Here is a 13,284-nt window from a genome sequence, read left to right on the forward strand (position 1 = left end):
AGTCTCAAGAACCTCGAGAATGTGGGTATGTGTTGGGTGGAAAAACGGCGAAAATCATTCCACTAGGGTTGCTGCGCAACAAACTATGCTTGAGGCTCGATGATCACTTTTAGCGACGAGCCCGCTTCAGCGACAAGAGAGAAGCCTTCCTGAGTCCGTTCAAGCGGCAACCTGTGTGTTATCATATCGGACACGACAATTTTCCCAGCGGCTATAAGTTCGATCGAAGCCAGAATATCCCTTGGACTGCCGGCGTACGATGAAGCCATTCTGATCTCTTTACGCCAGAGATCATTAAATGGCATCGGAACTTCTAGACCGGGGTCAGTGGGAGCGAAAAACAGTAAGGTTCCACCCCTATCGACCAGTTTGAAAGCCTGTGCAATCGCTGAAGTAGCCCCGGTTGCCACGATCACCACTTCCGCGACGCGGTCATCGTTGATTTCTTTGACTCTCTCAAGAAGATCTTCCCCGGCAAGGATAGCTCCATCGGCTCCGCATTTTAATGCAAGATCCAATCTCTCATGATTTATGTCTACAGCCAGTACGCGACTCGCCCCGACCCTCTGGGCCAGCTTAATGTGAAGGAGCCCCGTAATTCCGGCGCCCATCACGAGGAAACGCTTTCCAGGACTCCAACCGGCCTGAAGTTGCCCCCTGAAAACACAAGCTAACGGTTCGACAAACACCGCCTCTTCGTATGACATTGTGTCAGGCAACTTAAAAACCCCGTGACGGACATTTATCGAAGGAACTCTCAGATACTCAGAGAAACCACCTGGATCAAAGTTGGTCCTGGCAAGCGTATCACATACAGAGTGATGATTTGACAGGCAATATCTGCATGTGTTGCAAGGCACGTGATGAGAAACAAACACGCGATCGCCGACTTTCCAGTTTTCCACTCTGGAGCCTACTTCGACAATCTCCCCCGCTATTTCATGGCCCAACACCAGCGGCGCTTTGGGGACCCGATACCATTCCAACACGTCACTGCCACACACTCCGCTCGACCAGACTTTAACAAGCAGTTCATCATGGCTGATCTTGGGGACGGTTAATTCTTCAATCCTTATGTCATTATTATTGTAATACATGGCAACGCGCATATCGTGACCCCTTGGAACGTGTACGACGGAAAGGACAGGTAGTGGGGGAAAGAACCCTATCTGTGTTAAGAAATTAACTCTAAAAACCCGTTAGTGGGTCTTCACGAGCAGCCGTCTACTTTTTCCGTTCGTCTAAGTATATTTTGAAAGCTTTCTCTGGCTTCTCGTTGTAATGAACGACCGCTCTCACAGCTTTGATCATTCCTACAGGGCAATCAGACTGAAATATGTTTCTACCCATGTCAACACCGACAGCCCCTCTGGTGACAGCATTGTAGGCCATTGTAAGAGCCTCCATTTCGGGCAGTTTTTTACCGCCCGCCATTACTATTGGAACTGGACAGGTTTGAATCACTCTTTCAAAGTTTTCACAATAGTAAGTCTTCACGATGTTAGCCCCCATTTCAGCAGCAATCCTTGAAGAAAGGGCTAGATATCGCGCGTCACGGGCCATGTCGCGTCCAACCGCTGTTACCGCCAGAACAGGTATACCCGCAGAGTATCCGGCGTCTATCAATTTGGCGAAGGCGACCATGGTTTGATGTTCGTGCTGGGCCCCGACATACATTGAAAGCGCCATCCCTGAAACGTTCAACCTGACGCAATCGTCTATTGCCACATTCATCGTCTCATTGGACAATTCAGTGAGGACACTCTGGCCACCCGAAACTCGTAGCACTATAGGGGCCTGAACGCCGGGGGAAACTGACGTCCTCAGAATTCCTCGAGTCAACATCAGGCAGTCGGCATAACCGGCCAGCGGCGCCAGGGTTTCTTCCATTATCTCCAAACCTGATGTAGGTCCCTGAAAATAACCGTGGTCGACCGCAAGCATTACCGTACGACCCGTGTCAGGTTTGATTATTCGTGAGAGACGGTTTTTCATCCCCCAGTCCAGATGTGAACTTCCTTTGATGTGGAAAGCGCCGGAACTGCAACCGGATGTAATGTCAATGTCTCTCGCTTCCTTAAAACCTTCAAGATCCGCCATTTCTGCACCCCAAGCTTTATTAATTCAGAAAATAGAAATGTAACAAAGGGCCACCAATGAGTCAACTTAAGCGTCGGACCGCCATCGAAGACAGATATGCCACATTATTCTTAGACGTGTTAATATGTTTGCGGCGTTTCTTAACCGATCAAGCTGTTTAACTGGATTCCACCTTCTGGAGATTGGAATGATGAACATTTGCTCTGCTCTCAAGGTCTCATTACCGCTTTTCTTGGCTGGGATTTTGGCGTTGTTTCTATGCTTCCCACATGTTTCCGATGCGCATAAAATTAATGTTTTCGCTTGGTTTGAGGGCGATCAGGTTCATGTTGACGCGTACTTCACTAAATCTTCAAAGGTCTTATATGCGCCGGTAAAGGTTCTTGATCTTCGAGGAAATCTTTTGCTCAGTGGAAACACTGATGAGCACGGTCAGTGGAGCTTTTACTTAAAAGATCTTGGCCAGTTACCTCCTGATGGTCTCGAGGTGGTAGTTGAAGAGGGCTCAGGACACAGAGTTGAATACACGTTGTCCGGACAGGACTTGGCTGAAGCGCACAAGCTCAAACCATCCAGAGAACCACACCCCAAGGCGCTAGCTGAAAACAGTGAGACACGGTCTAGAATGGCGCCTTCCCCTACTGTTGTTGATCGGTCAGGCTCCATTCAAATCTCTGATATAGATCAAATCAAGGCTATTTTCGCTGAAGTCCTCGATTCACGGCTCCAACCAATTTCCAATGCATTGGTCGCTCAACAAAAGTTATTAATTGAGGAGCACGACAGAGGGCCATCCGTCTCCGAGATTGTCGGTGGCGTTGGTTGGATCGTGGGACTGTTCGGAATACTGGGCTATTTTCTAAATCGCCGGGCCGGGCAAAAATGACTCGCTCTTGAAACAAGTTTAATCCTTAAATTCCGGACACATCACCTTAGGTTTGAAACCTTATACCTTCAGGATTTATCTTGACAAGGACTCACGTCTTATCTATAAAATATGTTTAAATGAAGCTTGTCTTTCCCTCCCGGGCTCAATAGGGACTACGGGCGCGAAGCAGGGAATTATTTTTAGGATCTAATGCTCGTGGTTCCTGCCAATATTTATTCCAGTGTAATCCCATCGTGGACAACGGGCGCCAAGTGTGTGAACCAGCTCTCATGGTTTGACTGAGGGCGATTTTGTATTAAAGGAGAAGAAAAAGTGGCCGCTATTAACATTTATGTCGGGAACCTGTCTTTTAACACCACAGAAGATCAGCTCAGAGAGCTTTTCGAAAGCTTTGGACAGGTAGAGTCCGCAACTATAATTTCCGACAAATTCACCGGACGCCCGCGAGGCTTTGGCTTCGTAAAGATGCCTGAACGAGAAGAGGGCCTGAAGGCCATTCAGGAGCTGGATTCCAAGGATTTTATGGGTCGCAACATCAAAGTTAACGAGGCTCGTCCCAGAACCGATGGAGACAGAGGTGATCGACAAGGCGGAGGAGGAGGAGGTCGAGGTAAGGGGTCTGGTTGGCGTCAGTAGCGTGACATTCATGAATTTGGGACTTTCCGGGGCTATTGGGCCTGTTCTTTAAATAGATTACCCGGAAAGTTCTAGACCTAACTTTTCCACAAGATTTATTTACCTGCCATATAATTTCTTCTGCGCTGAACGTTGCGACTCAATCATGAGAACTTCCCAATGGGAATTTTCTCGACGTGACGACGATATTTTGATAGCTTTCCATCATATGACATAATCGTCGATTTTGGGGGACCTTCGATAAATAGTTGGATTGGTCCATGGTAGAATATGGCGCTGCGAAAATAATGCCAATTTCATGGGTTTCTAATCAAATTCTTTGAAGTCTCGCTCTAGCGAGGACCCCATAAAGGAGAACTTGGAATGAGTGACAAATTACTGAGCGCTGCAACGTCGGGAAACCTGTCAGAACTCCGCGGTCTATTGGCTTCTGGGGCTGACGCCAATGTTCGGGACGCCTTCGGGTGGACTCCACTTATGTGGGCTGCTTCCATGGGATTTCACGAAGCGGTCAGGATGCTCATCCAAAATGGGGCGGACATGGACGCTGTGGATCAGTACGGCGCTACAGCTCTTATGAAGTCTGCAAGACGCGGTTTTTATGATGTAGCTCGCGTACTCCTCGAGGAAGGAGCTTCAGTAAACGCTGAAGATGAATTCGGTTGGACAGCTCTGATGCGGGCCGCCAGACGCGCTTACACTGATGTAGTCACGTTGCTGATTGATTTCGGCGCCAATATTGAAGAAGCTGACCAGTACGGGGCCACTGCTCTGATCATGGCCGCCTCCGAGGGTCACTTGGAAACGGTGAAGGTCTTGCTTGAAAAAGGGGCGGATCCTCATGCTCGGGACCGTAACAGTTGGACGGCGCTCATGTGGGCCCAGTCCATGAGGCACAATGATGTCGTAGCGATCCTCACTGATTATGAGAAGAAGGGCCGGAAAAAATCCCAATAGCCTGTTGACTCTTCTTCTCTTTAGCTATTGCCATGTATGACTCCGACCCAACGATTTTGGGAGGCGACCTCTAATGGATGACAAGTTGTTGCGATTTTCCGCTGAGGGTGATCAGGAAAAGGTCGCCGCGCTCCTTGAGAAGGGAGCGAATCCTAACATTGGGGATGAATATGGCTACACCCCGCTGCTTCTGGCTGCGTCTGAAGGAAAAATCGAACTTGCGAGACTTCTCCTCACAAAAGGAGCGGACGTAAACGCAAGAGCCAGTTCAGGGTGGACCGCTGTCTTGTGGGCCTCTTCCATGGGCTACGCGGAAATGGTGCAATTGCTTGCGGAAAATGGAGCTGACTTGGAAGCTCGGGATCAATACGGGGCGACGGCGTTAATGAAAGCCTGCCGTCGTGGCCACTTGGATGTGGTCAAAGTATTGGTTGAAAAAGGAGCGAGCGTAAACTCAAAGGACGACTATGCGTGGACTCCGTTAATGAGGGCTTGCAGGAAAGGTTATTTCGAAATAATTAACGCATTGCTCGATCATGGGGCGGACCTGGAATCTCATGATCAGTATGGAGCGACTGCGTTAATAATCTCTGCTTCGGAATTTAACGTTAAAGCGGTCAAGATTCTTCTCGAAAGGGGCGCAGATCCAAACGCAGTAGACAGAAATGGCTGGACCGCTTTACGATGGGCAACGTCCATGGGATATGAGCCAATAGTAAAATTGTTCAGTCCTTGCGCTCACTGAAAAACAGAAGACCTTCACTTAAACTTCGGTTTGTCGTTCGTCCATTACTCTTCTGGCCTTTCCAGCGCTACGCGGTATGGAACCTCTCGGAAGAATCGACACAGGAGACTTGATCCCCACTATTTGCCGTATCTTTTCAGCGATCTTTCGCGCAAAGTCTTCAATCTTGTCTGCCCCACTTTCATAAAACTCCGCCTTAAGTTCGGTTTCAACAACAATTGAATCAGCATATCCTTTTTTTCGCAATCGGATCTGGTATATGGGCTCTACAAAATCAAACGTCATTAGAGCAGTTTCGATCTGCGATGGAAAAACATTGACCCCGCTAATTATCATGACATCGTCGGTGCGACCCATTACCTTGTCCATTGTGACAAGAGTTCTCCCACATCCACACTTGATTCTTTTTAGCGAGCAAATATCACGAGTTCTGTACCGGACAAGAGGCATAGCTTGCCGCTTCAAAGCCGTCAAGACCAGCTCTCCTCTTTTGCCGTCTTCCAATACTTCCAAAGATACCGGATCCACTATTTCAGGATATATGTGATCTTCATTTATATGCAACTTTTGATATTCACAATTGAACGCTACTCCAGGCCCCATCATCTCGGTCAACCCGTAATGTTCATAAGCTCTGAACCCACCTCTTTCCTGAATTTCAGATCTCATTTGCTCAGTCCATGGTTCCGCTCCAAAGTGGCCGGTCTTTAACTTCAGTTTCTTTAAATCAATCCCCATTGAATCGGCACGTTCAAATATGGTCTGCACATAGGAGGCCGTACATGTGAGAGCGGTTGTTCCAAGATCACGCATCAGCGTTATCTGGCGCTCAGTCATACCAACTCCAGATGGAATTATCACACATCCTATTCTCGTGGCTCCTTGGAGAAATCCCATGCCACCGGTGAAAAGTCCCATGCCATTGGCGTTTTGGAAAACACTGTCCGGCCGTACTTCCTGAGCCCATAATCCTCGAGCCATGCATTCGGTCCATTGATCCAGGTCGTGCTCAGTATAGAATCCCAGCCCAGGCTTTCCCGTGGTACCTGAAGACGCATGGATTCTAACCAGGTGGCCTTTTTCAACGGCGCTCATTCCGAATGGATAATTGTCACTCAGATCCTTTTTGAGAGTAAAAGGAAATTTCATAATATCCTTGAGAGCCTTAAGATCTGTAGGTTTTATCCGGAATTTGTCGAAAAGTTGCCGGTAAAATGGAATCCTGTCGTAAACATACTGTATCTGCCGTTTCATTCTTTCAAATTGCAGAGCCTTCTTGTCAACGTCTGTCATGGATTCATGTTGTTCATCCCAATATTTTCCAGCCATTGCTGCTCCTCGCTTTTCTGTCCATCAAAAGCGTTGAACTTACAATCTGAGTTCCCATGTGTCAATCCGCCGGTTTCACATGGTGATGAAGAATGCTTATCACGGGCCGTTGTCGCAAGAGATTGTCCGATTTTTCAAGATATTCCATTAATGTCTGTCGAGGGCTATTATATTTTATAGGCCTTCTCTTTATGGGGATTTCGCATGTTAAGCTTCTACTGGATGGTGTTTGCCTTGTTCGTGATTCTTCTGGTAGCCCAGTGGACCGTATTCTTCTGCGTGAGAAATTATATATTGGCTCGTCCAAGTTTTAGGATCCGTCCAAGACATTTAGCCTATTTCGTATTCTCGGTCGCAGCAAATCTCTTAATGGCAATATTGTCCATTAACGCCTCATGGTCTGCTCCGGACTCCATGTTAAGACAGTCATTGAGCGTGAGCTATTTTTTTTATCTAGGCTTGTGCCTTTGTCTTTTCCTTTTTTTCGTGGCCTTAGCCGGATTTTACTCGATTTTTCACGTAGTAAGAGTAGGGCATCGGGCGGCAAAATCTATGATCGACGGAAACCTCACGGAGTTGCGGGCGGAAACCAAAACAGACCATTCTGTTACTCAGGTTTCCAGCCTATCCGATCCTACTGGGGATCAAACGCAGATCAAGTTGTCTCGTCGCGCCTTCATGAGATACACCGCTTCCACAGGAGCGCTCGCGATCGTGTCCTCCGGGTCTTATGGCTTGATAGAAGCGTTTGAGACCCCAAGAGTAAATATCCTTAAATTTTCGGATCCTTCTCTTGACGGACTTTCAAGATCGGTGAACATTATCCAAATTACGGATCTCCATTTTGGAATGTTTTATTCAGAGTCAGCTCTCAGAGATCTCATCAGAAGACTTAATTCCATCGAAGCTGACGCTGTCGTCGTGACCGGGGATATTTTTCATTCCCCTATGACCCCGGTTGAACCGGTCGGCCCAATGTTACGCAATCTAAGAAAACGGCCATGGGGAAATTTCGCAGTAATGGGAAACCATGATTTCTACGCGGGGGTTCATCGTTCTGTAAAGACAATTCAAGACGGTGGGATCAGGCTTCTTAGAAATGAATGGATGACGTTTGATGAGGGAGAAACGAAAATTCATCTGGGCGGTATTGATGATCCCAGGGTAAACTGGCTCACGGGTAAAGAAATTCCGAATTTCCATGAGTTCATAAGAAAGAAACCTCGGGCGCCCGGCTTCTATATATTGCTGAGCCATCGTCCTGTTGTTTTTCCTCTGGCGGTTAAATCCGGCATCAACTTGACATTAGCTGGACACACGCACGGTGGGCAGTTCACAATCCCAGCGCCCGGGTCAGATAGACCGTGGAGCCTTGCAGGGCTGGTATCTCCCTACACTTTGGGCTTGTATGAATCAGGACAGTCCCGCATGTATCTCAATAGGGGGGTTGGGCTCACATTTGTACCGGCCAGGATCAATTGTCCTCCGGAAATAGCGTTAATACGACTCGAACCGCCGGGGAAGTCCGTTGCTAATACGATGGGTTAGATGATGGGAGAAAGTGTAATTGGGTACACAATCACATAATTCAAGGCATTTAGAATTGATTTCCGATGGTTGGGAAAGGCGGTTTACAGCGGAAGATCCACGTTTCACCGAGATGAAAGATTACTACGAATCCCTTGGGTTCGAAACATTAGTGGCGGACGGGGCAATAGGCGAAGAAACCGAATGCAGGAGTTGCTTGGATGAGCAGGGTATTGAAGGCAGGTACATGACTCTTTACACCAGAGGAGATAAATCTGACCGAGTCTCGGGTGATGATGACATGTTCTGATCATGATGGGGTTGGTAAAACCTTGAGCGCTTCATCCACTTCTAGGATTTACCACTTGCGTTCATTTCATAGCGAAAAAGAGTGTCCAAAGGAAATTTGGTAATTTTTTCCCTTGAACTTGAACGAATTTTATAAGAGGTATATTAATTAGGGTTGGTCAAATGAGAATTATTTCCGGAAGTCTTAAAGGCCTACGGTTACCTCTCCACGCGCGAGCCCAAACAAGGCCGACATCAGAAAGGGTCCGGGAAGCTCTTTTCAGTGTTCTCGGTAACCATGTGAGGGGCATTCGAGCGCTGGATTTGTTCGCTGGTTCTGGTTCTTTGGGATTGGAAGCCCTTAGTCGCGGAGCAAAGAGCATAGTTTTTGTGGAAAAGGACAAGCGATTGGTCAAGAACCTGGTTGAATTCTCTCGACACAACAAGCTGATCGATGAGGTAGAAGTTCTGAATATGGACGCCGATCAAGCATTGAGTGTTCTTGCTTCTCGTAAAGACCAGTTTGACGCAATTTTCCTGGATCCTCCTTATGATAGCGATTGGATTGTGAGGTTGTTCTCAAACAGTTCGTTTATCAAACTATTGTCTCCCAACGGATTGCTGATAATAGAGAGATTCAAGATCAACGGCGAGGTGGAGAATTTTCAGGAGGTCGGTCTGGAAAAGACATTTTTTAGGAATTATGGTTCGTCCGTAGTTGAAATATTCGCATCAATAAGATCGGAGTCGAAATCAAATTTGGAGTCCAACTGAAGTTATGAGGAAAAAAACAGCAATATATCCGGGTACGTTTGATCCTTTTCACAATGGGCATTTGGAAATCATTCACCGGGCGCTGGGCGCATTTGATCAGATCATAGTCGCTCTGGGGCTAAACCCTGAAAAGGAGACACTCTTTTCGCTGGAAGAACGACTAGACATGATTCGCAACAGTGTGAATGGTGATCCCCGCATTCAGATCGATTGTTTTGAAGGATTGCTGGTCAGGTACGCTGAAAAAAAGAAAGCTTGTGCAATAATTCGAGGATTAAGAGCGGTTTCAGACTTTGAATACGAATTCCAACTCGCTCTGATGAATAGAAAGCTGAGTCGAAAGATTGAAACCTACTTTCTCATGACCGCCCACAGGTATCTATATGTAAGTTCTAGGATAATAAAGGCCACCGTATATGCGGGCGGTTCCCCGGAGGGCCTGGTCCCGGAGTATGTATTGAAAATTCTTAAAGAAAAGTTTCCTATTGGTCGAAGCAGCCATGGGACAAGAAATAAGAGCAGGAGTTAAGATGAACAAAATACTATCCGAGAGAGCCGCTGAACTTAAACCTTCAGCTACTCTAGCAATATCCGCCAAGGAAAAGGAATTGAAGAGTCAAGGCGTTGATGTAATTGGATTCGGAGCTGGTGAACCGGACTTTCCCACTCCCTTGAGAATTCGTGAAGCCGCCAAGAGATCTCTTGATAGAGGCGAGACCTTCTACACGCCGGTTCCCGGAACCTTGGAACTGCGAAAGGCCGTGGTCCGGAGGTTCCAGGAAGATTATGAACTTGGCTACAAGCCGGAAAATATTGTCGTTTCCTGTGGCGCGAAACATAGCCTGTATAACATATTCCAGGCGATTGTAAATCCAGGGGACGAGATTATATGCCCTTCCCCTTACTGGGTTTCGTACCCGGAAATGATATCGCTCGCTGGTGGCAGACCAATAATAGTGGAAGCCTTTGAAGAAAACATGTTTGAGCCCAATCTGGAGACGATTCGATCTCGAATCACTCCTTCTACCAAAGCCATTATTCTTAATTATCCATCAAATCCGACCGGTGTCATGTATTCAAAGGAATTTCTTGAACAACTCGCCACCATCATAGCCGAAAAAAATATCCTCGTAATTTCGGACGAGATATATGACAAGCTCCTTTTCGACGGAAAGAAATATACGCCATTCGCTACTCTGCCTGGGATGAAATCTCGAACTATCACCGTCAACGGGGTATCGAAAACTTATGCGATGACAGGCCTCCGCATTGGATATCTGGGGACAGACATCATGGATGTTGTAAAGGCCGTTACTAACATTCAAAGCCAGTCTACCTCCAATCCCAGCAATACTGCCCAGGCGGCGGCAGTTGAAGCCCTTACAGGCCCACAGTTGGAAGTTTCTGAAATGCGCTCGATTTTTGAGCGTCGCAGAGACTTGATGGTAAAGCTTGTGAACCAGATCCCAGGGCTTTCTGTGCCAAAACCTGACGGAGCGTTCTACGCTTTTGTCAACATCTCCAAGCTGCTTGGAAAAACCGGGATTTCCAATTCAAGCGATTTTGCGGGGTACCTCCTGGAAAAACACCATGTGGCGTGCGTCCCAGGCGGCCCTTTTGGTTCTGATAACCATGTTCGGCTATCTTTCGCTACAAAGGAAGAAACTATAGTAGAAGGCATGAAGAGGATAGGATTGGCATGCGCCGAGATAACTAATGGTAGATAAACGGCCCTTAATTCTTTTAACAAACGACGACGGTATTCATGCTGAAGGATTGCGTCGACTCAAGGAGGTTTCAGAGACGCTGGGAGAGGTAATCATAGTCGCTCCTAACACCGAACAAAGCGCTGTTGGACACTCCATAACTTTGTATGATCCAATAAAGGCGCATGAAGTTTACAAGCACGGGGCTTTTTACGGCTACGCGATCGGAGGAACCCCCGCCGATTCCGTAAAGTTAGCCATGCATTACCTTCTACCTCGTAAACCTGATCTGGTCATATCCGGGATAAACAACGGGGCGAATCTTGGAATAAACGTTTTGTATTCCGGCACAGTATCCGCGGCTACAGAGGCCGCCATCCTGGGCGCTCCAGCCTTGGCCGTGTCAGTAGCAGCAAAGAAAAATCCTCCATTTAATTCGGTATTTCCTTTTGTGAAGAAAATAGCGTCATGGGTTCTTGCGAATCGTCTTCCGCAAGGCGTCGCGCTAAATGTTAACGTGCCTGCTTTACCCCACGACAAAATTAAAGGAATCAGGATAACCCGACAGTCATTATTAAGATTTCATGAAACCTTTGAGAGGAGAGAAGACCCCAGAGGGGATTTCTATTACTGGCTATCCGGAGAATCAACCCCTGATGTAGCGGACGATGGAGTCGACATTGTCTGTTTAAGACAAGGATACGTTTCCGTGACACCGCTCTTTTACGATTTAACCGCTCACAAGCATACAGAAAATTTAGCATGTCTATTCAAAAAGATTTAGATTCGTCATTGTCTCCCGAAGAATTAGTGGAGATTGAGTCAGCCTTAGGGTACAAATTTAAAGATCCGGCTCTATTGCTCAACGCTTTAATCCGTAGAAGCTTCTGGCACGAAAACCGTTCAACGTGCGCTGATAATAACGAAAGAATGGAATTTCTGGGCGATTCTGTCCTGAATCTGGTAATAGCTCATATCCTCTATACAGATTTCCCTGACGCTCCGGAAGGACAACTCCAGAAAAAAAGAGCCAGCCTTGTGAGGCAAAACGCATTGGCCAGAATTATGCGACAGATCGGTTTGGCCAAACACATCCGAATGGGTAAAGGCGATGAGATTTCGGGTTGTAGAGAGAGAAATTCAATATTAGCCGACACCGTTGAAGCCATCATCGCTGCAGTTTTCCTGGATGGCGGCTATCACTGCGGTGAAGAATTCATCACTACCCACTTCCGGTTGATGTTAGAAAACCTTCGAGATTCCAGAAACTTCGACGATCCAAAAAGTCTGTTGCAGGAGAAATCACAGGCTAAGCTTGGAATGACACCGTCCTACGTCCTATTGGAAGAAACGGGCGAGGAGCATGCCCGGACATTTAGAATGGGGGTCGTCCTAGGTGAAAATGTAGTCGCTGAAGGACAGGGTCCCAATAAAAAAGAAGCGGCGCAAGTCGCCGCTAATCGCGCTCTTTCCGATCTCCAATGGCCTTCCTAACGCGGCTGTGGTAATCCCACAGCTCAAAACAGAAAGGATTAAGTCATGGTAGATGAGATGACAAGACGAAATGTGATTGGGAGCCTTGGCGCTTTAGGCGCTCTGGGTATCATTTCAAAGGGGTTTGTGTCCGAGGCGGCGGCGGCTTCAGCGTCCGGACCTAGACCTTTCAACATGTTGGAATTGCCTCCTCTTCCTTACCCAGACGATGCGTTGGAACCGATAATCGACAAAGAAACCGTAAAGATCCATCACGGAAAACACTTTGCCGCTTACGTGGCCGGACTGGCCAAGGACTTAAAAACCCTGGAAAAGGCCAGACAAAACGATTCTTTCGAAAACATTAAACCCTTGAGCCGGGATATTGCATTTAACGCTTCGGGAGTAATTTTACACTGGATTTACTTCAGTACAATCGGACCCGGAGGCGGAGGAATCCCCAAAGGGAAGCTTGGGGAACTTATCAAGCGGGACTTCGGGTCATTTGAAACATTCTGGAAACAGTTTTCAGCCGCTTCCAAAATGGTTGAGGCATCAGGATGGGGTGCGCTGGTTTGGGATCCCATCAGTCAAAAATTGATGGTCCTTCAGGTGGAAAAACACCAGAACCTCACGAGTTGGGGTTGTATGCCTTTATTGGTTTGTGACGTATGGGAACACGCCTATTATCTAAAATATCAAAATCGTAGGGCGGAATATGTTGACAACTTTGCCAAGATAATTGATTGGCCGAAAGTTGAAGCTCGTTTCAAATCTTATTGCGAGCCGGAATAGATTATATAATTCAGCAACATCAAAGCCGAATTTTGGACATTAAGGGCTCAGTCTCTTATACGAGT

15 protein-coding genes are annotated in these 13,284 nt (G+C 47.2%); 12 read left to right on the forward strand and 3 right to left on the reverse strand.

Annotated features, from left to right (window positions below; genetic code table 11):
* Positions 1-83: 83 nt before the first annotated feature.
* Positions 84-1,109 carry a zinc-dependent dehydrogenase gene (locus WC647_03780; GenBank protein ID MFA6221411.1) on the reverse strand — a complete coding sequence of 342 codons (1,026 nt, stop codon included), beginning with the start codon at positions 1,107-1,109 and terminating at the stop codon, positions 84-86.
* Between the two features lie 115 nt (positions 1,110-1,224).
* Positions 1,225-2,100, reverse strand: coding sequence for a 3-hydroxy-5-phosphonooxypentane-2,4-dione thiolase (lsrF, locus tag WC647_03785; GenBank protein MFA6221412.1), 876 nt, complete (start codon positions 2,098-2,100; stop codon positions 1,225-1,227).
* A gap of 187 nt (positions 2,101-2,287) precedes the next feature.
* On the opposite strand from lsrF, the gene WC647_03790 reads away from it, so the two are divergent.
* The 4 genes from WC647_03790 (at position 2,288) to WC647_03805 (ending at position 5,327) form a co-directional block, all read left to right on the forward strand.
* A complete protein-coding gene (locus tag WC647_03790; protein ID MFA6221413.1) occupies positions 2,288-2,986 on the forward strand; it encodes a hypothetical protein in 699 nt (232 codons plus the stop codon).
* Positions 2,987-3,301: 315 nt separating this feature from the next.
* Positions 3,302-3,625: an RNA-binding protein gene (locus WC647_03795; protein MFA6221414.1), complete on the forward strand. Its 324-nt coding sequence runs from the start codon at positions 3,302-3,304 to the stop codon at positions 3,623-3,625.
* Between the two features lie 363 nt (positions 3,626-3,988).
* On the forward strand, positions 3,989-4,582 hold the full coding sequence (locus tag WC647_03800; protein MFA6221415.1) for an ankyrin repeat domain-containing protein: 594 nt from the start codon (positions 3,989-3,991) through the stop codon (positions 4,580-4,582).
* A 73-nt stretch (positions 4,583-4,655) separates the two neighbouring features.
* Positions 4,656-5,327 (forward strand): ankyrin repeat domain-containing protein, encoded by a 672-nt coding sequence (locus WC647_03805; protein ID MFA6221416.1) that lies wholly within the window; start codon positions 4,656-4,658, stop codon positions 5,325-5,327.
* Positions 5,328-5,345: 18 nt separating this feature from the next.
* Here the strand turns inward: WC647_03805 and WC647_03810 are convergent, their stop codons facing one another.
* Positions 5,346-6,656, reverse strand: coding sequence for a phenylacetate--CoA ligase (locus tag WC647_03810; GenBank protein MFA6221417.1), 1,311 nt, complete (start codon positions 6,654-6,656; stop codon positions 5,346-5,348).
* A 204-nt stretch (positions 6,657-6,860) separates the two neighbouring features.
* On the opposite strand from WC647_03810, the gene WC647_03815 reads away from it, so the two are divergent.
* The 8 genes from WC647_03815 (at position 6,861) to WC647_03850 (ending at position 13,219) form a co-directional block, all read left to right on the forward strand.
* The gene (locus WC647_03815) at positions 6,861-8,204 is read left to right on the forward strand and encodes a metallophosphoesterase (protein ID MFA6221418.1); all 1,344 of its coding nucleotides are present in this window, start codon (positions 6,861-6,863) and stop codon (positions 8,202-8,204) included.
* Between the two features lie 19 nt (positions 8,205-8,223).
* Positions 8,224-8,493 carry a hypothetical protein gene (locus tag WC647_03820; protein ID MFA6221419.1) on the forward strand — a complete coding sequence of 90 codons (270 nt, stop codon included), beginning with the start codon at positions 8,224-8,226 and terminating at the stop codon, positions 8,491-8,493.
* A 161-nt stretch (positions 8,494-8,654) separates the two neighbouring features.
* On the forward strand, positions 8,655-9,245 hold the full coding sequence (gene rsmD / locus WC647_03825; protein MFA6221420.1) for a 16S rRNA (guanine(966)-N(2))-methyltransferase RsmD: 591 nt from the start codon (positions 8,655-8,657) through the stop codon (positions 9,243-9,245).
* Positions 9,246-9,249: 4 nt separating this feature from the next.
* Positions 9,250-9,774 carry a pantetheine-phosphate adenylyltransferase gene (gene coaD / locus WC647_03830; GenBank protein ID MFA6221421.1) on the forward strand — a complete coding sequence of 175 codons (525 nt, stop codon included), beginning with the start codon at positions 9,250-9,252 and terminating at the stop codon, positions 9,772-9,774.
* A 1-nt stretch (position 9,775) separates the two neighbouring features.
* Entirely contained in the window at positions 9,776-10,972 is a 1,197-nt protein-coding gene (locus WC647_03835; GenBank protein ID MFA6221422.1) for a pyridoxal phosphate-dependent aminotransferase, read from the forward strand.
* Positions 10,962-11,735, forward strand: coding sequence for a 5'/3'-nucleotidase SurE (gene surE / locus WC647_03840; GenBank protein ID MFA6221423.1), 774 nt, complete (start codon positions 10,962-10,964; stop codon positions 11,733-11,735). Before WC647_03835 ends, surE begins: the two co-directional genes overlap by 11 nt.
* A complete protein-coding gene (gene rnc / locus WC647_03845; protein MFA6221424.1) occupies positions 11,714-12,445 on the forward strand; it encodes a ribonuclease III in 732 nt (243 codons plus the stop codon). The genes surE and rnc overlap by 22 nt, the downstream gene beginning before the upstream one ends.
* 45 nt (positions 12,446-12,490) lie before the next feature.
* A complete protein-coding gene (locus tag WC647_03850; protein MFA6221425.1) occupies positions 12,491-13,219 on the forward strand; it encodes a superoxide dismutase in 729 nt (242 codons plus the stop codon).
* The last annotated feature ends 65 nt before the right edge of the window (positions 13,220-13,284 follow it).

It is taken from the genome of Desulfomonilaceae bacterium, from assembly GCA_041662605.1.
Taxonomy (GTDB): Bacteria; Desulfobacterota; Desulfomonilia; order Desulfomonilales; family Desulfomonilaceae; genus CAJBEZ01.

What these genes read in the sequence shown, in the direction of transcription:
- WC647_03815 (MFA6221418.1), top strand. Translation starts at nt 6,861, where the DNA reads ATGTTAAGCTTCTACTGGATGGTGTTTGCCTTGTTCGTGATTCTTCTG.
- coaD (MFA6221421.1), top strand. Translation starts at nt 9,250, where the DNA reads ATGAGGAAAAAAACAGCAATATATCCGGGTACGTTTGATCCTTTTCAC.
- WC647_03850 (MFA6221425.1), top strand. Translation starts at nt 12,491, where the DNA reads ATGGTAGATGAGATGACAAGACGAAATGTGATTGGGAGCCTTGGCGCT.
- WC647_03790 (MFA6221413.1), top strand. Translation starts at nt 2,288, where the DNA reads ATGATGAACATTTGCTCTGCTCTCAAGGTCTCATTACCGCTTTTCTTG.
- lsrF (MFA6221412.1), bottom strand. Translation starts at nt 2,100, where the DNA reads ATGGCGGATCTTGAAGGTTTTAAGGAAGCGAGAGACATTGACATTACA.
- WC647_03800 (MFA6221415.1), top strand. Translation starts at nt 3,989, where the DNA reads ATGAGTGACAAATTACTGAGCGCTGCAACGTCGGGAAACCTGTCAGAA.
- surE (MFA6221423.1), top strand. Translation starts at nt 10,962, where the DNA reads ATGGTAGATAAACGGCCCTTAATTCTTTTAACAAACGACGACGGTATT.
- WC647_03805 (MFA6221416.1), top strand. Translation starts at nt 4,656, where the DNA reads ATGGATGACAAGTTGTTGCGATTTTCCGCTGAGGGTGATCAGGAAAAG.
- rsmD (MFA6221420.1), top strand. Translation starts at nt 8,655, where the DNA reads ATGAGAATTATTTCCGGAAGTCTTAAAGGCCTACGGTTACCTCTCCAC.
- rnc (MFA6221424.1), top strand. Translation starts at nt 11,714, where the DNA reads ATGTCTATTCAAAAAGATTTAGATTCGTCATTGTCTCCCGAAGAATTA.
- WC647_03810 (MFA6221417.1), bottom strand. Translation starts at nt 6,656, where the DNA reads ATGGCTGGAAAATATTGGGATGAACAACATGAATCCATGACAGACGTT.
- WC647_03835 (MFA6221422.1), top strand. Translation starts at nt 9,776, where the DNA reads ATGAACAAAATACTATCCGAGAGAGCCGCTGAACTTAAACCTTCAGCT.
- WC647_03780 (MFA6221411.1), bottom strand. Translation starts at nt 1,109, where the DNA reads ATGCGCGTTGCCATGTATTACAATAATAATGACATAAGGATTGAAGAA.